Origin of the sequence: Streptomyces olivochromogenes (genome assembly GCF_001514115.1) — a bacterium.
GTDB classification, from domain to species: domain Bacteria; phylum Actinomycetota; class Actinomycetes; order Streptomycetales; family Streptomycetaceae; genus Streptomyces; species Streptomyces olivochromogenes.
On record NZ_KQ948469.1, the window covers coordinates 186,140 to 208,704 of the forward strand.

Annotated in this window: 24 protein-coding genes and 2 pseudogenes; 11 read left to right on the plus strand and 15 right to left on the minus strand. The window is 68.9% G+C overall.

All coding sequences use genetic code 11. The annotated features are described in order from the left end of the window. Positions 1-12: 12 nt before the first annotated feature. Positions 13-588, plus strand: coding sequence for a helix-turn-helix domain-containing protein (locus AQJ27_RS38690; protein WP_067379564.1), 576 nt, complete (start codon positions 13-15; stop codon positions 586-588). An 18-nt stretch (positions 589-606) separates the two neighbouring features. Next, positions 607-1,668: a threonine aldolase family protein gene (locus AQJ27_RS38695; RefSeq protein WP_067379567.1), complete on the plus strand. Its 1,062-nt coding sequence runs from the start codon at positions 607-609 to the stop codon at positions 1,666-1,668. Here the strand turns inward: AQJ27_RS38695 and AQJ27_RS53070 are convergent. Next, the gene (locus AQJ27_RS53070; RefSeq protein WP_079065559.1) at positions 1,636-1,890 is read right to left on the minus strand and encodes a hypothetical protein; all 255 of its coding nucleotides are present in this window, start codon (positions 1,888-1,890) and stop codon (positions 1,636-1,638) included. The two genes, AQJ27_RS38695 and AQJ27_RS53070, sit on opposite strands and share 33 nt — an antisense overlap. Between AQJ27_RS53070 and AQJ27_RS38700 the strand changes: the two genes are divergently transcribed. Beyond that, positions 1,889-2,440 (plus strand): YciI family protein, encoded by a 552-nt coding sequence (locus tag AQJ27_RS38700; RefSeq protein WP_067379570.1) that lies wholly within the window; start codon positions 1,889-1,891, stop codon positions 2,438-2,440. The two genes, AQJ27_RS53070 and AQJ27_RS38700, sit on opposite strands and share 2 nt — an antisense overlap. A gap of 30 nt (positions 2,441-2,470) precedes the next feature. On the opposite strand, the gene AQJ27_RS60270 is transcribed toward AQJ27_RS38700, so the two are convergent. The 7 genes from AQJ27_RS60270 to AQJ27_RS53080 form a co-directional block, all read right to left on the minus strand. Then, positions 2,471-2,605: a hypothetical protein gene (locus AQJ27_RS60270; protein WP_268814600.1), complete on the minus strand. Its 135-nt coding sequence runs from the start codon at positions 2,603-2,605 to the stop codon at positions 2,471-2,473. Continuing rightward, positions 2,602-3,168 (minus strand): hypothetical protein, encoded by a 567-nt coding sequence (locus tag AQJ27_RS38705; RefSeq protein ID WP_067379573.1) that lies wholly within the window; start codon positions 3,166-3,168, stop codon positions 2,602-2,604. Before AQJ27_RS38705 ends, AQJ27_RS60270 begins: the two co-directional genes overlap by 4 nt. 34 nt (positions 3,169-3,202) lie before the next feature. Further along, positions 3,203-3,649, minus strand: a complete 447-nt coding sequence (locus tag AQJ27_RS38710; RefSeq protein WP_067379576.1) for a hypothetical protein — start codon at positions 3,647-3,649, stop codon at positions 3,203-3,205. A 423-nt stretch (positions 3,650-4,072) separates the two neighbouring features. After that, on the minus strand, positions 4,073-5,683 hold the full coding sequence (locus tag AQJ27_RS38715; RefSeq protein WP_067379580.1) for a purple acid phosphatase family protein: 1,611 nt from the start codon (positions 5,681-5,683) through the stop codon (positions 4,073-4,075). A gap of 404 nt (positions 5,684-6,087) precedes the next feature. Continuing rightward, on the minus strand, positions 6,088-6,780 hold the full coding sequence (locus tag AQJ27_RS38720; protein WP_067379583.1) for a M24 family metallopeptidase: 693 nt from the start codon (positions 6,778-6,780) through the stop codon (positions 6,088-6,090). 46 nt (positions 6,781-6,826) lie between these two features. Beyond that, entirely contained in the window at positions 6,827-7,015 is a 189-nt protein-coding gene (locus AQJ27_RS59185; protein ID WP_079065568.1) for a pyridoxine 5'-phosphate oxidase C-terminal domain-containing protein, read from the minus strand. Between the two features lie 39 nt (positions 7,016-7,054). Next, entirely contained in the window at positions 7,055-8,338 is a 1,284-nt protein-coding gene (locus AQJ27_RS53080) for a methyltransferase domain-containing protein (protein WP_079065560.1), read from the minus strand. Between the two features lie 169 nt (positions 8,339-8,507). On the opposite strand from AQJ27_RS53080, the gene AQJ27_RS38730 reads away from it, so the two are divergent. Then, positions 8,508-9,359 carry an MOSC domain-containing protein gene (locus tag AQJ27_RS38730; protein WP_235613746.1) on the plus strand — a complete coding sequence of 284 codons (852 nt, stop codon included), beginning with the start codon at positions 8,508-8,510 and terminating at the stop codon, positions 9,357-9,359. A 33-nt stretch (positions 9,360-9,392) separates the two neighbouring features. Here AQJ27_RS38730 and cynS read toward each other — a convergent pair whose 3' ends face one another. From cynS to AQJ27_RS38745, 3 genes are all read right to left on the minus strand, one after another. Next, entirely contained in the window at positions 9,393-9,836 is a 444-nt protein-coding gene (gene cynS / locus AQJ27_RS38735; RefSeq protein ID WP_067379586.1) for a cyanase, read from the minus strand. A gap of 137 nt (positions 9,837-9,973) precedes the next feature. Next, positions 9,974-10,540 carry a flavin reductase family protein gene (locus AQJ27_RS38740; RefSeq protein ID WP_067379589.1) on the minus strand — a complete coding sequence of 189 codons (567 nt, stop codon included), beginning with the start codon at positions 10,538-10,540 and terminating at the stop codon, positions 9,974-9,976. A gap of 159 nt (positions 10,541-10,699) precedes the next feature. Then, complete coding sequence (locus AQJ27_RS38745; RefSeq protein ID WP_067379592.1) at positions 10,700-11,572, minus strand: helix-turn-helix transcriptional regulator; 873 nt, start codon at positions 11,570-11,572, stop codon at positions 10,700-10,702. A gap of 221 nt (positions 11,573-11,793) precedes the next feature. Between AQJ27_RS38745 and AQJ27_RS38750 the strand changes: the two genes are divergently transcribed. Continuing rightward, positions 11,794-12,669, plus strand: coding sequence for a helix-turn-helix transcriptional regulator (locus AQJ27_RS38750; protein ID WP_067379596.1), 876 nt, complete (start codon positions 11,794-11,796; stop codon positions 12,667-12,669). A 40-nt stretch (positions 12,670-12,709) separates the two neighbouring features. Here the strand turns inward: AQJ27_RS38750 and AQJ27_RS38755 are convergent, their stop codons facing one another. Further along, a complete protein-coding gene (locus AQJ27_RS38755; protein ID WP_067379599.1) occupies positions 12,710-13,453 on the minus strand; it encodes a class I SAM-dependent methyltransferase in 744 nt (247 codons plus the stop codon). Between the two features lie 174 nt (positions 13,454-13,627). Next, positions 13,628-13,816 (minus strand): annotated as a pseudogene (locus tag AQJ27_RS58025) (IS5/IS1182 family transposase); the annotation flags it as partial. 212 nt (positions 13,817-14,028) lie between these two features. On the opposite strand from AQJ27_RS58025, the gene AQJ27_RS38760 reads away from it, so the two are divergent. Continuing rightward, positions 14,029-14,868, plus strand: a complete 840-nt coding sequence (locus tag AQJ27_RS38760; protein WP_067379602.1) for an SDR family NAD(P)-dependent oxidoreductase — start codon at positions 14,029-14,031, stop codon at positions 14,866-14,868. Between the two features lie 192 nt (positions 14,869-15,060). Next, positions 15,061-15,843: an SDR family oxidoreductase gene (locus AQJ27_RS38765; RefSeq protein ID WP_201264416.1), complete on the plus strand. Its 783-nt coding sequence runs from the start codon at positions 15,061-15,063 to the stop codon at positions 15,841-15,843. A 334-nt stretch (positions 15,844-16,177) separates the two neighbouring features. Here the strand turns inward: AQJ27_RS38765 and AQJ27_RS38770 are convergent, their stop codons facing one another. Then, entirely contained in the window at positions 16,178-17,017 is an 840-nt protein-coding gene (locus AQJ27_RS38770) for a GntR family transcriptional regulator (protein WP_067379608.1), read from the minus strand. 263 nt (positions 17,018-17,280) lie between these two features. Between AQJ27_RS38770 and AQJ27_RS38775 the strand changes: the two are divergent. The 4 genes and pseudogenes from AQJ27_RS38775 (at position 17,281) to AQJ27_RS38790 (ending at position 21,981) form a co-directional block, all read left to right on the plus strand. Beyond that, positions 17,281-18,550: pseudogene (locus AQJ27_RS38775) on the plus strand (extracellular solute-binding protein). Positions 18,551-18,579: 29 nt separating this feature from the next. Beyond that, positions 18,580-19,569 (plus strand): carbohydrate ABC transporter permease, encoded by a 990-nt coding sequence (locus AQJ27_RS38780; protein WP_067379611.1) that lies wholly within the window; start codon positions 18,580-18,582, stop codon positions 19,567-19,569. Further along, a complete protein-coding gene (locus AQJ27_RS38785; protein ID WP_067379613.1) occupies positions 19,566-20,405 on the plus strand; it encodes a carbohydrate ABC transporter permease in 840 nt (279 codons plus the stop codon). Before AQJ27_RS38780 ends, AQJ27_RS38785 begins: the two co-directional genes overlap by 4 nt. A gap of 43 nt (positions 20,406-20,448) precedes the next feature. Next, entirely contained in the window at positions 20,449-21,981 is a 1,533-nt protein-coding gene (locus AQJ27_RS38790) for a beta-N-acetylhexosaminidase (protein WP_067379616.1), read from the plus strand. An 81-nt stretch (positions 21,982-22,062) separates the two neighbouring features. Here AQJ27_RS38790 and AQJ27_RS38795 read toward each other — a convergent pair. Then, on the minus strand, positions 22,063-22,565 hold a 503-nt coding region (locus tag AQJ27_RS38795), incomplete at its 5' end, for an RNA-guided endonuclease TnpB family protein (RefSeq protein ID WP_159064503.1).

Here is a 22,565-nt window from a genome sequence, read left to right on the forward strand (position 1 = left end):
CAGGAGCCGCTGATGACGCCCCCTCCGTCCGGCCGCCAGCCGGTGAGCAGTACCGCAGCCGCGGTCGGCGCGAAGATCCGCCTGCGCCGCCAGCAGCGCGGCATGAGCGCCGCGGAGATGGCCCGCCGCGCCGGGTTGAGCAAGGCCACCTTGTCGCAGCTGGAGGCCGGCAACGGCAATCCGACGATCGACACCCTGGATGCGATCGCGATCGCCCTGCGCATTCCGATCGCCGACCTGCTGGCGCGTGACGCCGACACCGGCCCGGTCTTCCGGCCGGGTACGGACGTCGAGCCCGGCGAGGTCTCCCGGGAACTGCTGCGCCGCATCAGCAGCGGCAACAGCCTGGAGATCTGGCGACTGCGCATTCCGCCCGAGACGGAGCTGCCCGGCGTCCCGCACGCCACCGGCACGATCGAGCACCTGCTCATCGCCACCGGGCACGTCACCGCCGGCCCTGTCGACGCCCCGCAGGATCTGGGCCCCGGCGACATGCTCGCCTTCGCAGGGGACGCCCCGCACTTCTACCGCACCGGCGCGGAGGAAGTGGACATCACCGTCGTCTTCGCCTCCCCCATCAGCACCTGAGACCAAGGAAGACGCCTCATGAGCACCACCATCGCCATCACCCCCTCCAGCCGTGCCTTCATCAGCGACAACATGGCCGGGGCATCCCCGCAGATAGCCCAGGCCGTCGCCGACGCGGCCGCCGGGCAGGTCCTGCCGTACGGCAACGACCCCTTCACCGACAGCGCTCGCCGCAGGCTCAGCGAGATCTTCGAGCGGGACGTCGATGTCTTCCCGGTCTCCACCGGGTCCGCCGCCAACGGCCTGAGCCTGGCCGCCCTCACCCCGCCGTGGGGCAGCGTGCTCTCCCACCCCGACAGCCACATCAACACCGACGAATGCGGCGCTCCGGAGTTCTTCACCAACGGCGCCAAGCTCGTCGGTGTGCCAGGCCCCGACAGCAAGATCGACCCCGAGGCGCTGCGGGTGGCGGTGCGCCGCCGGGCCGGTGACGTGCACAGCGTGCAGCCGTCCGTGGTGAGCGTCAGTCAGGCCACCGAGAGCGGCAGCGTCTACACCCTGGAGGAGATCCGGGGACTGTCCGCCATCGCCAAGGACGCGGGACTGCGCGTCCACATGGACGGCGCGCGCTTCGCCAACGCCCTGGACCATCTCGGCGCCACCCCGGCCGAGATGACCTGGAAGGCCGGCGTCGACGTCCTGTCCTTCGGCGCCACCAAGAACGGCGCGATGACCGCCGACGCCATCGTCTCCTTCGACCCCGCACTCGCCGCCGAACTCGCCTTCCGCGTCAAGCGTGCCGGCCAGCTCGCCTCCAAGATGCGCTTCCATACGGCCCAGATCGACGCGTACCTCACCGACGGCCTGTGGCTGCACAACGCCCGCCAGGCCAACGCGATGGCCACCCGCCTCGGCGACGGCCTCAAGTCCATCCCCGGCACCGGCCTTCTGGCCACCCCACAGGCCAACATCCTCTTCTGCCGCCTGCCCCAGCAGGTCACCGAGGGACTCCTCGCCGAGGGCTACGTGTTCTACCACGACCGTTGGGAACCGGGGATCGTCCGGTTCGTCACCGCCTTCTCCCACAGCGCCGACGACATCGACCAGCTACTCGACGCGGTCCGCCGCCACACCCGCTGACCGGCGCCCGGGGTAGACGTCTCGTAGCCGCTCCAGCAGCAACGAACCTGCCCGCCAGGACCAGTCCTCAGCTTGTTCCTCGACCATCGACGGCACACCCGCGTCGCGGACGACGAGGCCGTCCCAGCACCACCAGTAGTCCCCTTCTGATTCGCCTGCCTGCCCGGTGGGCCATAAGTCCGTCGCGCCATCTCCGTGCTTGGTGGTAATGACTGCGGGCATGGAATTCTTCTGCTATCACCGCGATCGGTCCGGCTCCGTGGCGTTGCGCAGCGAGTTGTTGGAAGAGCATTGGTCCTATATGGACCTGTACGCGAAGGAGATGATCGCCCGCGGCCCGACCCTCGCCGGCGACGGCGACATGCCCACCGGCAGCGTGCACATCGTCGACCTGCCAGATCCCGCCGCCGCCCGCGCGTTCGCCTTCGACGAGCCCGGCTATCAGGCCGGCGTGTACCGGGACGTGCTGCTGCGCCGGTGGCGCAACATGCTGGGGCGCACCATGTGGGACTTCCCCGGTGGCCGGACCGGTGGCAACCGGTACCTGGTGCTCGGCCTCGGCTCGGGGGAGCCCGCCGATGCCCCCGTGCCGCCCGACCGGGACGAGCTGATCGCATACGGGCCGCTGCTGTCCGACGACGGCGCCACCTGGCTGGGTACGGCGGCACTGGTCCGGGCGCCGGACCCGGACACGGCACGCGCTGTCCTGATCCCGGACCGGTACGCCGACATCGAGGTCCACAACTGGCAGTTCGGCGGTCGGCCGTCATGAACCATTTGACCATGCTTCATGGTGCTCGGGTCATCGTTCGTGGTCGAGCGGGACCCGGGTGAGGCCGACGTCTTCCGCGGCGCCGTCCTGGTCGCCGTCGATGCGGCGGCCCAGGTCGGCAAGGGCGGGGGCCGGAACTCCTCCAACCGGCCCCCGACCGCTCAACGTTGCTTCTCGACGTCCTTCACCGAGGTCGGTCCCAACTGCTTGGCGCTGGCGTACTCCGGCATCGTCATGGGCTTGTCGAACAGGAAGAACGACTGGTTCGTCCCGACCGTGAACTCCATGTACGCGCCCGTCGTGGCGTCGAATCCGTAGTAGGCGTTGCAGGTGGAACCCGTCGTGTACGTGCCGTCCATGCCGGGCTGCGCGAGGACCGCGACGCCGTTGGAGTAGGACTCCACTCTCTCCGTCGGAGTGAGCATCTTGCAGCGCGGCACGGGCAGGCCCTTCATGATGAAGTACCCGTACTCGCCGTTGGCGTTCTGTATGTAGACGTACGAGAGTTTGCCCCGCTTCCCCCACGTCTTGATCCACTGGTTGATCGCCTCGCGGGTCGGCGAGTACTCCATGCGGCCCGCCGGCTGCTGGGCCACGAGGTGGTCGTAGGTGTCCTGCTTGCGCTGGTTCTCCTTGTCCTGGCTGGAGTCCTCGGTGCAGGACGTCACGGTCAGGCCCACGACGAGCGCGATGACGGCGGCCAGGGCCATGCGTACGAACTTCTTCATGCGGTGCTGCCCTCTTCCCGGGATGAGATGGGGATCAGTTGGTGCACGTCGTGCGCTCGGCGGTGGCATCGAGCCGGTACGGCAGATCCTTGTCCCGGAAGGGCGCGCGGTGCTCCTGGGCGGCCTTCGAGTTGTAGTCGTTGACCGACTCGATCCGCGTGGCCTTCAGCGCGGTGATCGACTGGTCGATCTGCGTCGCGCGAGTCTCCGAAGCGGACTTCCGCTCCTCCTGGAGGACCTGGATCGTCCCTTCGGCGTTCTGCACGGCCTCGCACAGATCGAAGAACTCCTCGTACGTGGTCTGCCGGAACTCGCCCGAGCCGACGGTGTTGTCGCGCTCGTCCGCCTCACCGCGGAACGGGGCGGTGATCCACGCCGCACCGCCGAAGGCGAACACCCCGATCACGTACAACACCGCCAGGCCGATGACCCCGGCGACGGCCCAAGCCCCTAAGCGTGCCCCCTCGCGTACCTGCCCCATGGCCTTCCCCCTTCACAGGTGGTTCCGCGGCGTGGAACCACCTTCCGCGAAGGAGGACACGGCGCCCGGTGAAACGGTTCCCCGGTCACGAGCGCCAGGAAGGGACTACCGGTGCGCGGTCGAGCCACTGCCGGCACACGGTCCAGTGGATGCGCACGCTGCCCGGTGTCGACCCACAGCCACTCAGACCCCGTGAACAGATCGATCATTTCCGGTGTTTGGCGTCCTCCGTGCGCGCCAGGAGTCGGGCTGCTTCCAGGCGCGCGAAGAAAGGCGCCCGACCTGGGCATTTACCCGTCAGGCGCCTTTCACGCGCCGTACTCTCGGCTCATGGACTGCTCGATGAGCGTCAAGCGCGTTCGGTAACGGAGTGCGGTTCACCCCTGCGTCAGCGGGGGCCAGGGGGCAGCTGGATCGGCGGGGTCACCTCGTGTGGCCGTCGGAGCGCCGACGGTGGAGCGTGAAGGTCTCGAACACCGACAGTTCGCCGTTGGGCTTGTTCACGTTGTAGTAGGTCACGTGCATGCGGGTGGTGTCACCGGCGTGCCGTCCGGGGTCGACGGTGAAGGCGGCGAAGCCGTAGGGGTGCTCGATGTCCCGGACTCCGGTCCAGACCGCCTCCTCCTTGGTGTAGGTGGAGGTGCGCTTGCCGTTGGAGCCGGGGGTCGCCGACACAGCGGTGATCACCTTGGCGGTGCCGTCCGTGAAGAACTTCTCGTTGGTCGTGCCCGAGACGCCTCCGCCGCCGAGGATCATGTGCACGGTGCCAAGACCGGTGTCGATGGAGTCGGTTGCCTGGGAGACCGGACGCGGGGTCAGCGTCTCGCTGCCGGTGACGACGCCGCGGACGGCGAGGGAGCGCTCGTAGTTGTGCTCATGGCCGCACAGGACCAAGTCCACACCGTACCTGTCGAACAGGGGGCCGTACTTCTGGCGCAGACCCAGGTCGGCGCCGTTGGCGTCCGAAGAGCTGATCATGACCTGGTGCATGGCGACGACCACCCAGTCGACGTCGTCGCAGGAGCGCGCCGCCTTCAGCTCCTTCTCCAGGAAGGCGAGTTGGCGTCCGCCGGAGTAGCCGCTGATGTAGACGTCGCCACCGTCCTGGAGGCAGTTGTCGTCGTTCTGCAGCACGATCACCCGGACGGAGCCGACCGTGAACGCGTACCACAGGCCCGCGAGTTCGGCGTCGGTCTCGGTGGACGGAAGGGTGAAGTAGGTCTGGTAGGCGCCGAGCCCGAGCGGGCCGTTCGCCTTCTCGATCTCGTGGTTGCCTGCCGCGGGCATCCAGGGGCGGAAGCGCGCGGAACGGGTGTTGTTGGTGAAGAAGTTGTTCCAGGTACGCACCCGGTCGACGTCCAGGTTCGCGTAGCACAGGTCGCCGTTGAGCAGATGGAAGAGCGGGGCGACCTGCTCGATGCCGGTGACGATGTCCTTCGTCGCGGGGGTGGAGTTCGCGTCGAGCGCCACCGTGCCGTTGGCCGCCCAGGTCACCTGCGGAGCGGACTGGTCTCCGAAGCTGGTGAAGGTGAACGGCTTCCGTCCACGCGGAGCGGTGCGGAACGTACCGCTGTCGGGCGTCGTGCCCTCGTGGGTGGCGAGGTAGACGTAGTCGGTGCCCGGGGTGAGCCGGTTCAGCGAGGCGTGGTGGACGTAGACGGTACGGCTGGAGGTGCCGTCCACGTAGGTGAGGGTCCGGGCGTTGGCGCTGGAGCCAAAGCCGTGCTCCAGCGTGCCGTAGTGCACAACGGGTCTGGTCACCGGTCTGTCGGTGATCCACGACACCGTCATCTGGGTGCGCGGGTCCGCCCCGAAGGTCAGGTGCAGCCCTTGGACCGGGGGCGCACCGGCCGAGTCCGCGGTGAGGTGAAGGGCCGGGGCGGCGAGCGGAGCGGCCTGCGCCGTACCTGCTCCCAGCAACGGGGTGACGGCCGCGCCGGCCCCCGCCGTACCGAGAAGGCCCAGCGCGTGGCGCCGGCTGACCCCCTCGGAAGACCTCGTCGACTCGTCCGATGTCCCTGTCTGTGTGGCCATGGTGCCCTCTCTGGCGAGCAGTTGAGCTGACAACGACCGCACCTTGGCGCGCCCCAGCGGCCCCTGAGTGAACGTTGCGTTGCCAGACGGTCATTGCGCCGCGAGTGGCGGGCCACGGGGGCGATTCTTGCCCCTGCCTTTGCCAGTGGCCGCCCCGCCGTTGACGCGACCGCCTCACGCGGGCGCAACAGCCCGTGCGGTGGCCTCACGGCGTGACCGGGCCCTGGACGCCAGGTGGGCAGCAGGCGCCACCGAGCTCGGTCGGTAGCCGCAGGTGCCCGGCGGAAGGCCGGCCGCCGACTGTGCGGGACAGCGTCCGCGCGGTCTGCCGCGACCGGCCCACGACCGTCGATGAGCGAGGGCCTCTTCGACCCGGTCGCCCTTCGTCGAGCGAGCGTGACGGATCAGCCGAGGTCGAGCAGTTCCTCGTAGAAGCCGCCGAACTCGCGCCCCCGGTCGACGAGATGGATCTCGAGGATCCAGTGGCAGCGGCGCCCGGCCTTGTCGACGCGTCGCAGCGGGGTGTCGTTGCCCGGCGCGATGTACGACTCCACGTCCGCGCCGTCGATCGTCTCGTGCGGGAACTCGCCGACGAGGTGTCCGGCGTGCCAGCCGCCCAGTTCCCAGCCCGCGTCGGTGGCAAGCCGCTCGACCTCGGCGTACAGCCGCTTGCCTGTGATGTCCGGGTCGCTCTCGAAGAAGCTTCGCCCGGCCGCGAAGACCTCGGGCAGGTCGTCGCGCAGCCGCTGCTTGACCGGGTCGTCGCCGAGGACGAAAGTGCGCCCGAAGTCGGCCTCGTACTCCTCGAAGATGGGCCCGAAGTCGGCGAACACGATGTCGTCCGCGCCGATCAGCCGGTCCGGCGGGTTCTCCCGGTAGGGCTTCAGCGTGTTCGGGCCCGAGCGCACGATCCGTTTGTGCCAGTGGCGGGTCGTGCCGAACAGTTCGTTCGCCAGGTCCCGGATGCGGTCGCTGACCGCCCGCTCGCCCTCCCCCGGCGCGATCAGCCCGCGCTCCTCGATCTTCGCGAACAACCGCTCGGCCTTCGCCTGGGCATCCAGCAGACGCGCGGCGCGCGTGGGTTCGTCATCCGCCATGGGGCCGACCGTAGGCAGGTGAATCATCGTCCGGCAACCGAGTTCGTCACGGCCGCAGTCGTTGCCAGGACCCGTCCTGGCCCTGTTCGCGGTCGTGGCGGAGCCTGCGGTGGACTCGGTCGGGGCTGCCGTACCAGAACTCGGTGCTCTCCGGGACCAGCCGGTTTCCGGTCCATCCGGCAGGGCGCGGCGGCGGTTCGTTCCCGGCGAGCAGTGCACGGGCGCGCTCGCGCAGGGCGGGTTCGTCGGCGAGTGACCGGGGCTGTGCCGGAGCTCAGCCGACGCGTACGGCATGGGCCAGGAAGTGGTGTCGCGCGTCCTCGTGGCGGGCCAGCCGCCAGCCTGCCGCGTTCAGGGCGGGCCGCAGGTTGGTCTCGGCCAGCGGGTCGTCGGGGTCCAGGGGACGGCCGTGCCGGGCGGCGCGTTCGACGCGGCCCGAGGGGTGGAAGAGCAGGAGGGTGCCACCCGGGGCGGTCACCCGGGCCCATTCGGCCAGCGCCGGGGCGGGTTCGGTGAGGTGGTTGATGAGTCCGGCGCTGAAGATGCCGTCCACCGAGCCGGAGGGCAGGGGCAGGTGGCAGGCGTCGGCGAGCAGCAACGCCGCGAGCTCATCACGGCCGTGCCGGGCGGCGGCGTCGAGCATCGCCGCGGTGACGTCCAATCCGAGGACCACACCCTTGTCTCCGACTCCCGCCCGCAGCGCGGGCAGCGCCCGTCCGCTGCCGCACCCCAGGTCGACCACCGTCTGCCCCACGCCGATCCCCATCCGGGCGACGGCGGCCGCGTAGACGGGTCCGTCGGCCGCGAAGCGCTCTTCCCAGGTCTCGGCCCTCGGCGTGAAGAACGCACGGGGCGATGTGTAGGCGGCGCGGGCCGCCACCAGCGCGGCGAACCGACCCAGTACCCGGGACCGGTGGGGCGCGAGGACCGCCAGTTCTTCCAGCGCGTCCTCGCGCAGGCCTGGTGCGGCAGCCGCATCATCCGGGAAGGCGGTCGCGAAGGCGTCGACCGCGGCGGCGTCGACCTCCAGATGGAACTGGAGTCCCCACGCCGCCGCGCCCACCCGGAACGCCTGTACCGGACAGCGGTCGCAGGAGGCCAACGCCACCGCCCCGGCGGAGAGGTCCATGGTGTCGCCGTGCCAGTGCAGCACCCGCAGCTGCTCCGGAAGCCCGGCGAACAGCGGGTCCCCGGCGGCGGCAGACCCGATGCGCACAGGGCCCCACCCCACCTGAAGTCCGTTGCCGGGCCGGGCCGTTCCTCCCGCCGCCACCGCCAGCAGCTGTGCGCCCAGACACACGCCGAGCACCGGCACCTGAGCATCCAGCGCCGCACGCAGCAGGCCCAACTCCGCCGCGCGCGTGGGGAATCCGCCGTCGCTGTACGCGGACATCGGCCCGCCCAGCACCACCAGCGCCTCGGCCCCGTTCAAATCCTCGGGAAGCGGGTCACCGGCCCACACCCGGCACACCCGCGGAGCGAGCCCGGCTGCCTCCAAGGAGGTGCCTATCTCGTACGGGCCCTCCTCCGCCGCGTGCTGCACCACCAGAACAGCCACGGCCGACCCCTTTCAGTTCCGCAGATGCCACCCTGAACAGCTCGATCGCATCGTACGCGCGAACTCCAATCGACTATCCAGGTAGCGCATGCGGAGGCGTGCGGACACCGTACCGGCAAGCGCCGGAAAGACCTTGCCGCTCGCTGTACGGACCTCGATACTTTGCACGGTGACGACGGAGGAATCAGACAAGCTGGGAACGGTGGGCCGGCTCATCCGCTACCCGGTGAAGTCGATGCTCGGCGAGGATCTCTCCACTGTCGACGTCACCGAGCGGGGCCTCGCCCACGACCGGCGCTTCGCTCTGACCGACCGGGACACCGGCAAGGTCGCCAGCGCCAAGCACCCCCGTCTGTGGCGCCGGCTGCTCACGTTGACGGCACGGGCCGAGGTGGGCGCGGTACGCATCACCGCTTCGGAGGGCAAGGTGCTGTGGTCGACCGATCCGGGCGTCGACGACGCGCTGTCGGAGATCGTGGGCCGCCGCGTCTCACTCACCGACACCCCTCCGTACGACGCGACACTCGACCGCGCCGACCCCGAGGACGTACTGCGTGACGCCTCAACGCCACCGGTGAGCGCGCGGGAGGGGCGACTGGGCGGCGGTTCTCCGGGGGGTACGTTCTTCGACTACGCGCCCGTCCATCTGCTCACGACCTCAACGGTCACCCGGATCGCCGCCCTCGCCCCGACCAGCACCGCCGAGGCGGAGCGCTACCGCCCCAACATCGTGATCCGTACCCCTCTGGCCTCGGGTTTCGCGGAGAACGACTGGACCGGCCGGGCCCTGCGCATCGGCGCCGACCTCACCCTGCGCGTCATCGCGCGCACTCCGCGCTGCGCCGTGCCCACCCTGGCGCACGGCGCTCTCCCCCCGGACATCGCGGCCCTGCGGGTCCTGGCGGACCACAACCGGGTCATTCCGTTGGAGTCGATGGGGCCGCAGCCGTGCGCCGGCGTCTACGCCCAGGTGCTGCGGCCGGGGCCGATCCAGCTCGGCGACCCGGTCCGCTGGGCCTGACACGAGAAGTCCCTTCGACTGCTCAGTGAGTCACTACCACTGGTACGGCAGATACTTCCCGTCGAGGGTGATGACGACCCGGTCGCCCGCGGGATCGGGAACACGGCGGACGTCGAGTCGGAAATTGATCGCGCTCATGATGCCGTCGCCGCACTGCTCGTGGATCAGCTCCTTGATGGTCGGCCCGTAGACCTGGACGACCTCGTAGAGCCGGTAGATCGTGGGATCCACGGGGACGGCCGCGTCCAGAGCTCCCCGGGTCGGCTGGAGCTGGAAGGCGAGGGCGGCGTCGTCGCCGAGTTCGAGCAGCGCCGCCGCCGTGGCCGCCTCGTCCTTGCCCATCGGGTGCTGGCCTAGCAGGGCCGCCGTGGTCCAGGCCAGCGGCTTGCCGACCGCTTCGGCCAGTTGGGCCCATGTGACCCCGGTCTTCACCTTGGCCTGACGTACGGCATCGGCGGCTTCCTGCTTGGTGAGCATGTGCATCTCCCTTGACGACGGTGGTCCTGGTCGCACGTCACACCAGAGTAGGAGCCGTGCCGGGGCACTGACCTACTGACCCGCGGGCCTACTGACCCACTGGCCCTACTGGCCTACTGGCCTACTGGCCTACTGGCCTACAAGAGGTACTGCCACTTGGTCATGCGGTCCTTCAGGTCCACGGTCGGCCCGTCCAGGGTGAAGGTCCCGTCTCCGTGGTGGTGAAACAGCTGCGGTTGGGGCTGAGACGGGTCTGTCCACGCCCTGACGGCCTCCAGCAGGAAGAGGCTGTAGGGGGCCACGAGGCTGCTGTCGGCGACCCTGCACTCGATGTTGGCGAAACATTCGGCCACGAGTGGCGCCTGGACCTCCGCACCGGATACGGCGGTCAGGTCGAACTCCTCGAACTTGTCCACGTCGGCGCCCGAGCAGTTGCCGATGTCGACCACGGTGGCAGCCATGTCCGCCGTCGGGACCGAGATGACGCACTCGCCGGTTTCGACCAGGGCCTGGTAGCTGTGGTCCCAGGGGCCGATGGTGCACGCGATCAGAGGCGGGTCATGGCGCACCATCATGTTGAACCCGTTGGTCATCACGTTCGGAATTCCGCGGTGCCGGGTGGTGACCAGGATGACGGGGCCGGGCTCGATCAGACGGTGAACCTGGTCCAGGGGGTGTGGCTGAAGGTCCTTCACGGTGATCATGTGTGCTCCTGGTGCCGTACGATCCGCGCGTCGGCATCCCGGCCGGCGCACTGTCTGTCGAATCGAGTGTCGGCAGACGGGCGCACCGCTATGAAGGCCGCGTTGTTCCTGGGTGCGGCAGGGCCAGCCTCCACCGGGCACTCATGTTCATGTGCGCCGCTACTGCTCCTTGGCGGCGAGGTCCGCCACGGGCACAGCCGCCTGGGCATGCCTCGGCTCGGCAGCCATGGTCCTCAGCGTCTCGAAGGCATCCGCGGTCGGGCTGGCCGGTTCGGCCTGATAGACCACCAGTTGCTGATGCGGGGCGCCGTTGACCGTGAAAGCCGCGAACTTGATGTGCAGGTCGCCTACCAGGGGATGCTTGAGATGCTTTCCTTCCTGGGACTTTCCCTTGACCTCGTGCATCTGCCAAATTCCCGCGAACTCCTCGCTCTGGGCGGACAGTTCCGCCACGACCTCGGCGATGCGGGCCGATTCGGGATCGTGGCCGTAGGCTGCCCTGATTTCGGCGACACAGGAGTGCGCGGCGCGCTCCCATTCCTGGTAGAACTCGCGCCCCGCCGGGTCGACGAACACCATGCGGGCGAGGTTGTCGAACTGGTCGAACCCGCTGTGGAGAGCCGTGGCAAGGGAATTGCCCGCCATGATGTCGAGAGCCGGGCCGATGACGAAGGCCGGAGTGTGCTCCCATCCGTCCATCAGCTGCAACAACTGCCGGCTGACGTCCGCCTCGCCCCAGTCGTGCGGGCGCTGCGAGGCGGTCAGACAGAGGCGGTTGAGATGGTCGGCAGCCTCCGCATCCAGTTTCAGCGCTTGCGCCACGGCCTCGAGCACCTGTGGGGACGGACTGTTTTCGCGCCCCTGTTCCAGCCTGATGTAGTAGTCGGAACTGACTCCGGCGAGCAGCGCGACTTCCTCTCTGCGCAGTCCCGGCACCCGACGTCGCCCGTGTTCGGGGAGACCGACATCGTGCGGCTTGAGGGCCTCTCGGCGGGCTCGGAGGAAATCACCCAAAGGTGTCCCATTGCTCATGCAGCAAGACTAGATGGTTTCCAGCCGATGAGAAGTGCGGGTCGCGGACTATTGCGCCAGGTCGCGCATCCGGCACACACAGTAATTCACCGTCTTGGCACGCCTGGGAGACCTCTCGTCGTCCGTCAGCTCCTTGTGCCCCCGGGGGCCCGCAATCCTGGGTGCAATGCACCCACCTTCGACAGAAGTTTTCCGGGCGTTTTCCGCCTAGCCTCGACAGCATGGACCACCACACGCGCCCTGACTCGGTTGAAGGGCTGGGTCAGTTCCTCCGCTCCCGCAGGGAACGCCTCAGCCCCGTGGACGCAGGACTGCCCAGCGCCGGCCGGCGAAGAGTGCCCGGCTTGCGGCGTGACGAGGTCGCGACGCTCGCTGGTGTCAGTCCGGGCTACTACAGCCGACTCGAGCAGGGCCGTGAACTCAGTCCCTCGCTCCGAGTGCTGGAGGCCATGGCCCGCGTGCTGCAACTCGGGGAAGAGGACAAGCGGGAACTCTTCCGACTGGCCCAGCCGGCAACCCGCCGCACGAAGCGACCCTTGCGGGTCGAGCGGGTCCGCCCGCACCTGCGGCAGCTGATCGAAAGCTGGACCAGGACGCCGGCCTTCATCGTCGGCCATGCCCAGGACCTGCTGGCCACCAACGCACTGGCCGAAGCCCTCTACCGCGACTTCGCGCAGCACGACAACGTGCTGCGCATGCTCTTTCTGGACCCCGCGGCGAAGACCTTCTACAGGAACGCGGAGCGGGCCAAGCTCCGTGCGGTCGCCGACCTTCAGCAGTCCGCCGCGAGCACGCCCGAGGATCCCCGTATCCTGGAGCTCGTCGGTGAACTGTCGGTGCGCAGCCCGGAGTTCCGTTCCCTGTGGGCACGCGAGTACACCCGGGTCCCGCCCTACGAAGTCAAGCAGATCCACCACTCCGGCGTGGGGGACCTGGAATTGCGGCACGAGGCCCTCAGCATCCGCAGCGCTCCGGGACAGCAGCTCGTCGTCCTCCAGGCCGAGCCGGGCTCCCCCTCCGCCGACGGCTTGGCCCTGCTGGGCTCCATCAGCGCACCTGAAGTACCTCACCAGCAGAATCCCGCATACGGCGCCTGAGCCGGGTGCCGTCGACGGCACCCGGAATTCGATCCGATGATCAGGAGTCTGACACCAGTACTCGATAGCCGACGTCGAGGGTGTCGCGTGCGGTCAAGTCGGCGTGACGGTCGTGCCAACGGCCCGTCGCGAGGTCGTCGGCGAGCGTTGCCAGGCCGGGAGCGAGGACGTCTTCTCCGGTCTGGGCGAGCATGGAGATTCCGGCACGCACCTGTGGGTCGAGGTAGGCGTGGGGGCGGCGCCAGTATGCTGCGCCGAACCCGTCCGTGCAGTCGTGCGGGACATGGACGGGCTCCTGACGTGCCCCGCCGAGCAGAGTGGCCAGCCGGTCGGTCGGGATGGCGCGGCTGTCGTCGAAGGCGGCGGCCTGTGGGAGGTACTCGCGCACGAGCCAGAACTGCTCGCGGAAGATCTGCTGGTCCCAGGTCAGGATGACGATGCGGCGGCGCGCGACTCGGCGGAGTTCGGCGATGCCGGCCGCGAGGTCACTCCAGTGATGGACAGTCAGCAGTGCCATGACGGCGTCGGCAGCGTTGTCACACAGCGGAAGTTGTTCGGCGGCGGCACGCACGGCGGGCGCGGACCGGGGTGGGCGCTGGGCGAGCATGATCTGGCTGGGCTCGACGGCGAGTGTCGTCTGTGGTGGCTCGTAGGAGCCGGTGCCCGCTCCTACGTTGATCACATCCGCAGCGTTGCCGAGCGCGGCGTGAATCTGCGCGGCGATCCGCGGATCTGGCTGCCGGGTCCGGCCGTACGTCGTGCCGAGCGTGTCATAGAGGGCCATGCCTCTCAGTATGCGAAGAAGCCGCCATGCCGGTGTCCGCCTCGCGCAAGGCCGGCGGTGGCCTTATCGAGGCAGCAGGTGAGTTTGAGGAATGCCTCGTGGATGTCGGACCGCGGTTCCCATCGGATGCGAACTCGCCGGAGGCCGTGCAGCCGGGCGAAAGTTCCCTCGAACGTCGTTGCGGTTGCCGCGGGTCAGCAGGACCGCGAGCGGGGTGCCGTGCCCGTCAGCGATCAAGTGATGCTTCGAACCGGCCCGGCCCCGCCAGGGCCCGGCCTCGTTCCAGTGCCGCAGCCGGCGCCAACAGATCATGCCCGAGCCGAAGCCCAGCTCCTTCGGCAGGTACTCCCACTGAATACCGGAGGATCCCGCGCCCGCAACACGTCGCCGACGGAGCGCTCGCGCCGCAGCCTGCGGCACTTCCCCGGACATCGGCCCGGCAGAGCCGCCTCGGCTTCCTGGGTGTGAGACTCCCAGGAAAAGCGCAGCCTTCATACCGCCGTAGCCGACGGGCACACTCGAATACGTCAACAGGAAATCCCCGAAAAGGGGAAACGACGAAAGAGGTTTTTCCCATGGCTACGTGGTTTGTCACCGGCGCCTCCCGTGGAATCGGCGCTGAAATCGCCCGTGCCGCTCTGGCAGGCGGTAACAATGTCGTGGTCGCCGTACGAAACCCGGAACGCGTTCCGGCCGATCTGAAGAACTCCGACAACGTCTTCGCGGTCGCCCTGGACGTCACGGACAACGACAGCATTCCGCAGGCGGTCGAGGCCGCCGTGGACCGGTTCGGCGGCATCGACGTCCTGGTCAACAACGCCGGTCGCGGCTTGCTCGGCGCGTTGGAGGAGATCACCGACGCGGAGGCCCGGTCGCTGTTCGACCTCAACGTCTTCGGCCTGATCAACGTCACCCGTGCCGTGCTGCCCGTCATGCGCAAGCAGGGGTCCGGCAGGCTGGTGCACATCGGTTCCCGGTCGGGTTTCGAGGGCGAGCCCGGCGTCAGCCTCTACAGCGCGTCGAAGTTCGCGGTCGCCGGCATCAGCGAAGCGCTCTCCGCGGAGATGGCGCCGTTCGGGATCCAGTCGATGGTCGTCGAGCCGGGTGTCTTCCGCACCGACTTCCTCGACGCCAGCTCGCTGTCGGTCGCCGCGAACCGCATCACCGACTACGACGACACCCCCGCGCACGTGACGCTGGACTGGATCGACCAGGCCAACCACGCCCAGCTCGGCGACCCCGTCAAGGGCGCCGCCCTCATCGTCGAGGCCGCCTCCACCGAGAAGCTGCCCACGCACCTCTACCTCGGGCGCGACACCATCGAGCGGCTCGAGGTCAAGTACCAGCAGGTGCAGGAGGACCTCGCCCCGTGGCGCGAGAAGTCCGCCGCCACCGCGCATCACGACGCCGCCTGACGCCGACGCGATCGGGCACCCACAGCCCCCACGAGCAGCCCTGCCGGGCAGGACGACCGGCCCGGCCGGGCACCACGCCGATCCGCCTCTCCCCGCCCTCCGATCAGCCCCGCATTCCCTGCATTCCCCGCATTCCCCGCCCTCCGATCAATCCCGCACTCCCCGCCCTCCGATCAAAGAGACCGAGGTTTTGTGATGTCTGCTGCCCTGCTCACCGGCACTCCCCTGGCCGGCCGTGTCGCTGTCGTCTCCGGCGCCTCCAGCGGCATGGGTGCCGTCACCGCCGAACGCCTCGCCGAGCTCGGTGCCACGGTGGTCGTACTGGCCCGGCGCAAGGAGCGCCTCGACAGCCTGGTCAAGAACATCGAGGCCGCCGGCGGCACCGCACTCGCCCTGGCCGTAGACGTCACCGACCGCGACGCGGTCCAGACCGCCGCCGACCAGGTCGCCGAGCGCTTCGGCAAGGCCGACCTCGTGTTCAACAACGCCGGAGTCCAGCTCATCTCCGGCATCGAGGAACTCAAGGTCGACGACTGGCAGCGCCAGATCGACCTCAACATCACCGGCCTGATGAACGTCATCGCCGCGTTCCTCCCCCACCTGACGGACTCCGCCGCCCAGGGCAAGGCCGCCGACCTGATCAACACCTCGTCCATCGCGGCCACCCGCATCCTGGCGAAGTTCTCGATCTACTCCGGCACCAAGGCCTACATCAGCCACCTCACCCGACTGCTCCGCGTCGAACTCGGCCCCAAGATGGTCCGCGTCGCCACCATCGAACCCGGCATGGTCGACACCGAACTCCCCGACCACGTCACCGACCCCGACGCCTCCAAACTGATGGCCGACCTCATCCACGACATCGACTGCCTCCAGAGCGCCGACATCGCCGAAACCGTCGCCTTCATGGCCGCCGTGCCCCGCCACGTCAACCTCACCGAGATCACCATCATGCCCACGGCTCAGGCCATCTGAATTCGGTCCCGTCATGGCGGGGGAGGAACAGCACTCGGCTGTTCCTCCCCCGCTGCGCGCATTGGTTGACGCGACAACATCCGTTCGCGGCCGCATACGAGCAGATCGCCGCGCAGCGCGTGCCACCGAGGAACCCGTACGCGACCGAGCAACCCGTACGCGGCCGAGCGGGCTGCGAAGGCCATCACCGCGCTACTCATCCGCGCCTGAGTATGAGCCGGCGGCGAGATCAGTCCTGTCGGCGCCGGAGCCGTGGTCCAGTGGCCGCCTGCGCCCAGGGCGAACCGGCGCTCGCCGGGCACCCCTCCCCCGCCCAGCCGGAAACCGCGGTGGCTCACGGTGCCGACTGGATGTCCCCGTGCGTGGAGGACGCGATGGTGTCGCGGTGGGCGAAGTCGCCCGGTGGGATGCCGGGGTGGTGTCCGAGCCGGGCCGGCGGCACCGCGGCCGAGGGGCCGAGGGTGAGCCGGGAGACGATGCGATAGCGGTCGCCGCGGTAGATCGAGTGGACGTATTCGACGGGCTGTCCCGTGGTGTCCGAGGTGAGCCGCTCGAAGAGCAGCGCCGGGGACAGCTCGGGCACGTCGAGCAGCTCGGCCTCCGCTCGGGTGACGACGGTCGGCTCGATCGCCTGTACGGCCTCCTGGACGTGCACGCCATGCTGTTCGCGCAGGTGCTCGTACAGGTCGCCGGCTTCCAGTTCCTGGACGGACAGGGAGGGGACCAGATCGGCCCTGATGTGCAGATGCTCGATGGCCATCGGGGCGCCGTCGACCAGGCGCAGCCGTGCCACGTACACGATCTCGACGGCGGGCGAGATGCGCAACTTGCGGCCCACACGCGCGCCCGCCGGAATGGTGGTGAACTCCAGCAGGCGACTCGACCAGGTCCCGGAGGCCTGGGGCACCGTCATGGCCTGCTGACCCGAGACGAGTTCCTGGGTGATCTTCTCGGGTGCCACGAACATGCCGCGACCGTGCTCCCGCACCAGAAGACCCGCGGCGACGAGCTCGTCGACCGCCGCACGCAGGGTCGGGCGGGAAACACCCAGGCGGGCACACAGGGAACGCTCGGAGGGGATCGCGTCCCCCGGGCGATGTGACTCGACGAGGTCGAGGATGAAGTCGCGAACTCGCTCCCGTTTGAGCACCGCACCTGGTGCGTCAGCCTTCATGGTGCCCTCCCTCATGCGCGGAATATCCAGTTAACCAGTTGACCAGTGGTCACCCGCAACTGCCCCTCTTGACCAGGCAAGTGTAACCGCCACTGAGAGATGATCGACCGGATCCCGAGTGGACTGCGGCCCAAAACCCTTTAAGACACGGGGGGTTGACGTCCCTGATTGGTCTATGCCACCTTCAACCCCACATCAAGAGGTGAGCTGTCCAGTGGACTTCACTGGTCAGGTGGTCAGGTCTTGTCCTCCAGAGGTGAACCGTGAAGCTCCGCTTGTTTGCCGGTGTGTCCGCGCTCGTGATGACGGCCGGGCTGAGTGCCTGCAGTAGCTCCTCCGATACCTCCGACGACAGCTCCGGCGGGAGCACCACCATCGACGTCTGGCTGATGCGCGACAGCGTCTCGGCCCAGTTCCAGAACGAGTTCGTCAAGGGCTTCGAGACCGCTCACCCGGACATCAAGGTCAAGGTGCAGATCCAGGAGTGGGACGGGATCGGCGAAAAAGTCACGGCCGCCCTCGCCAGCAACGACGCACCGGACGTCATCGAGACCGGCAACACCCAGGTCGCCCAGTTCGCGCAGAGCGGGGGGCTGCTCGACCTCAGCGACAAGGTCGACGACCTCGGGGGGAAGAACTGGCTCAAGGGTCTCGCGGAGCCGGGCGTCTATGAGGGCAAGCAGTACGGCATTCCGTACTACGCCGCCAACCGCGTCGTCATCTACCGGACCGACCTCTTCAAGGAGGCGGGCATCGACGCGACCGCCATCAAGACCCGCGACCAGTGGATCGCCGCCACCAGAAAGCTCAACGCCGGTGGCACGCAAGGAATCTATCTGCCCGGCCAGAACTGGTACACCCTCGCGGGCTTCGTCTGGGACGAGGGCGGCGACCTCGCCACCGAGACCGGCGGCAAGTGGAAGGGCACGCTGGACTCCCCCGAGGCGATCCCGCGGTATGGAGTTCTACGAGAAGCTCCAGGCCCTCGGCAAGGGCCCCAGGGACTCCGACGAGGCCAACCCCACGCAGGCGGACGTCATGGCCAAGGGGAAGGTCGCCCAGGTCGTCTCGACACCCGGCGGCGCCAACGTCGTCATCCAGAACAACCCGGCGCTGAAGGGAAAGCTCGGCTTCTTCCCGATCCCGGGCAAGTCCGCCGACAAGCCCGGCGCGGTCTTCACCGGCGGCTCCGACCTCGTCATCCCCACGGCGTCCACCAAGCAGGACACGGCCTACACCTTCGTCCATGAGCTCACCGGCGACACCTGGCAGAAGAAGCTCGCCGTCGCCATGAGCTACGTCCCGAACAAGACCACCCTGGCCTCCGCGGTCGCGGCCGACCCCGGTGCCGCGGCCATGGCGGTCGGCGCCGCCCAGGGCCACGCCACACCCAACACCCCCGGCTGGGCCGCCGTGGAGGCCAAGAACCCGATCAAGGACTACATGACGGCCGTCCTCACCGGAGGCGACATCCAGAAGAAGGCCACCACCGCGTCCGAGGCCATCACCGCGGCCATGAACTCCGGCTCCTGAACCGTCCACGCACCGGAAGGAGGAGCGCCGTGTCGGCCGTCCGCGAGCACACCGCCCCCCGCCCCCCACTCGGTACCGGGCCGCCCCGGCGCTCCACCGGCCCAGGGCCGCACCGCCCGTCGAAGTCCACCGGCCGTGGGATCTGGCCGTACGTCCTGATCGCGCCCGCCGTCCTCGGCACGCTCTATCTGCTCGTCTATCCCCTGGTCCGCGCCGTGGTGATATCGCTGCAGGACTTCGGGCTGCGCCAACTCATCCTGGGCGGAGCGCGCTTCGTCGGATTCAAGAACTACGAGACGCTGCTGGGGGACGGCCGCTTCTGGGAGGTCGTGCGCCGCACCTTCCTCTTCATGGCGATCAACGTCGTCCTGATCATGGTGCTGTCCACGCTGGTCGCGCTCATGGTCGAGCGGCTCGGCCGGTTCGGCCGGACCGCGGTCCTCAGCGCGCTCGTGCTGACCTGGGCGATGCCCGTCATCGCGGCGACCACCGTCTTCCAGTGGCTGTTCCACTCGGAGTTCGGCATCGTCAACGCGGTCCTGACCGACCTGGGGTTCGAGTCCTTCCACCGCTACCCCTGGTTCGCGCACGGCCCGGCCGCCTTCGCCATCGTGGTCGTCCTCGTCGTATGGCAGTCCGTGCCCTTCGCCGCGATCACCCTGTACTCGGCCCTCACCACCGTCCCCACCGAGCTGTACGAGTCGGCGCGGCTGGACGGAGCGTCGGGGCCGCGGATCTTCCGCTCGATCACCTTCCCCATGGTCCGGCCGATCTTCATGCTGGTGTTCTCGCTCGAGGTGATCTGGACCTTCAAGGCGTTCGTCCAGATCTGGGTGATGACCAACGGCGGGCCCGGCGACGCGACCACGATCCTGCCCGTGTACGCGGTACAGACCGCCCTTTCGAGCCAGCGCTACGACCTCGGTTCGGCGGCCTCCATGGTCACTGTCGTGCTGATGTCGGGCGTGCTCGTCTTCTACTTCCGCCAGATGTTCCGCCAGGAGGACGAGCTCGCATGAGCACGACCCGGCCCCGCATCCGCCGTCTGCCCCTGAACGCCGCCGCCGTCGTCACCGTGGTGGTCTGTCTCTTCCCGGTCTACTGGATGGTCGCCACCGCGTTCACCCCGACCCGCGACATCCAGTCCGACAACCCCCGGATCCTCCCCCGGACCTGGACACTCGACCACTTCCGCACCGCCGTCGGCGCCGCCGGCTTCGGCCTGTTCTGGCGCAACAGCATCCTCGTCACGCTGACCGCCGTCCTGCTCGCCCTCGTCATCGCGCTCGGTGCCGCCTACGCCGTCGCCCGAATGAAGTGGAAGGGACGCCGGCAGTTCATGCTCATGGTCTTCATCGCGCAGATGGCGCCCTGGGAATCACTGATCATCCCGGTCTACATCATCTCCCGGGACACCGACATGCTCGACCGGCTGCCGACCCTGACCCTCGTCTACTTCATGATGACGCTGCCCTTCACCATCATCGTCCTGCGCGGCTTCATCGGCACGATCCCCCCGGAGCTGGAGGAGTCCGCCCAGGTCGACGGCTGCACCCGGCTCGGCGCGTTCCGGCGTGTGGCGTTCCCGCTGTTGGCACCGGGCCTGATGGCCACCTCGCTGTTCGGCTACATCACCGCCTGGAACGAGTTCGCCTACGCCAACTTCCTGATCATCAAGCAGCAGGACAACCGCACCCTGCCCGTGTGGCTGTCCTCGTTCCAGAACGTCTTCGGCACCGACTGGGGCGCCACGATGGCCGCCTCGACCCTCTTCGCCGCCCCGGCACTCGTGGTGTTCCTGCTGCTCCAGCGCCATGTCACCGCCGGCTTCGCGACCGGCGCAGTCAAGGGCTGACCTCACACCTCACCCCCACGCGACCCCGTCCCGGAGCTGACCCATGCCCGCACAGCGATCCGTGCTCACCCTCGTACCCCGCCCCACCAAGGCCGCACTGCGGCCGGGACACTTCACGCTCGACGCCGGCACCGCGCTGCACATCGGCGCGGGCGCCGAACCGGCCGCACACCTGCTGCGCACCCTGCTCGCCCCCGCCACCGGGCTGTCCCTGCGGCCGTCCCCGGACGGACAGTTCGCCCTGACACTCGACCCCGGACTCACCGGCCTCGGCGAAGAGGGGTACGGGCTCACCGTCGCCCCGCACGCCGTGCTGCTGCGCGCCGCACACCTGACCGGTCTGCTGCGCGGCATCCAGACGCTCCGCCAACTCCTGCCCCCTCAGGCCTTGTCGGACACTCCGCAGCGCGGTACACGGTGGCTGCTGCCGTGCGCCGAGATCACCGACGTCCCCCGCCACCCCTGGCGCGGCGCGATGCTGGACGTGGCACGCCACTTCCAGCCCGTCTCCTACCTGCGCAGGTACGTCGACCTGTTGGCCCTGCACAAGATCAGCGTGTTCCACCTGCATCTCACCGACGACCAGGGCTGGCGCATGCCGGTCGCCGCACTGCCCAAGCTCACCGAGATCGGCGGCCACCGCGCCGAGTCCCAGAAGGGCCCGGCCGGCAGCGACACGTACGACGGCATCCCGCACGGCGGGTCGTACACACGGGACGAACTCGTCGGCCTGGTCCGGTACGCGGCCGCTCGCGGCGTCACCGTCATGCCGGAGATAGAGATGCCCGGCCATGTACGCGCCGCCCTCGCCGCCTACCCCGAACTGGGCAACCATCCGGAGCGCCCCCTCGACGTCTGGACCCGCTGGGGCGTGTGCGACACCGTCCTCGGTGTCCACGACGAGGTCCTCGACTTCTGCCGCACCGTCCTCGACGAGGTCATGGACGTCTTCCCCTCGCCGTACATCCACATCGGCGGCGAGGAGTGCCCCACCACCGAGTGGACGCACAGTGTCGCCGTGCGGGAACGAGCGGTGGCGCAGGGCCTGCCGGGCCCCGCGGCCCTGCACGGCTGGTTCCTCGGGCAGATCGGCGACTTCCTCGTCCGGCACGGACGCCGCCCGGTCGGCTGGGCCGAGACCGGCACCGAACTGCCCCTCGACTTCACCGTGATGACCTGGCGCGACTCGGCCCACACTCTGACGGCGGCCCGCCGCGGCCACCCCGTCGTCAGCGCCTACCACCGGGCCACCTACCTCGACTACGCCCAGTCCGGCGACCCGCGCGAGCCACTGGCCCAGCCCGGAAACATCGTCGATCTGCGCGCCGTCCACGCCCACGATCCCGTACCCGAGGACGCGGACCCCGACGTGGCCGGGCGGGTGCTCGGCACCCAGACCCAGCTGTGGACCGAGTTCGTCACGACGCCCGCCCACATCGAGTACCTGACCTACCCGCGGCTGTGCGCCCTCGCCGACCGCGCCTGGAGCGGCGCGAGCGACTGGGCCGACTTCCGCTCCCGCCTCGACGAGCACACCGTACGGCTCGACGCCCTCGATGTCCGGCAACACCCCTGACCCTGTCCCGTTCCGGGAATCACCCCACCTTCCTGGAGAGGAACAACCTTGACTTCCTCCCCCTCGTAAACGAGGGGATTCCTACGGCTCGCGCCGTGGGGTTTTCTGCTTCGCCGCCGACTGCCCGCCCGGAGTTCTCCGTTGAGGTCTTACACCAGCTCCACAGACAGACACCGCCAGCCCGGCGGCCAAAAGATTCTTCGCCGCGTTCACGTCCCGGTCGTGGACCGTTCCGCAGCCGCACGTCCAGGTGCGGACATTCAGCGGCATCCTGTCCTGCAAGGCACCGCAGTGGGAGCACAACTTGGAGGAGGGGAAAAAGCGGTCCACGACCACCACGTCCCGCCCGTACCAGGCGGCCTTGTACTCCAGAAGGCTCCGGAACTCCGCCCACGCGGCATCACTGATGGCGCGGGCGAGTTTCCGGTTGGTGACCATATTGCGCACGGCCAGGTCCTCGATCACGAGCGTTTGGTTTTCGCGCACGAGTCGAGTGGTCAGCTTGTGCAGGCCGTCCCTGCGCCGGTCCGTGATCCGGGCGTGGATCCTGGCGACCTTGCGGCGTGCCTTCTCCCGGTTCGCGG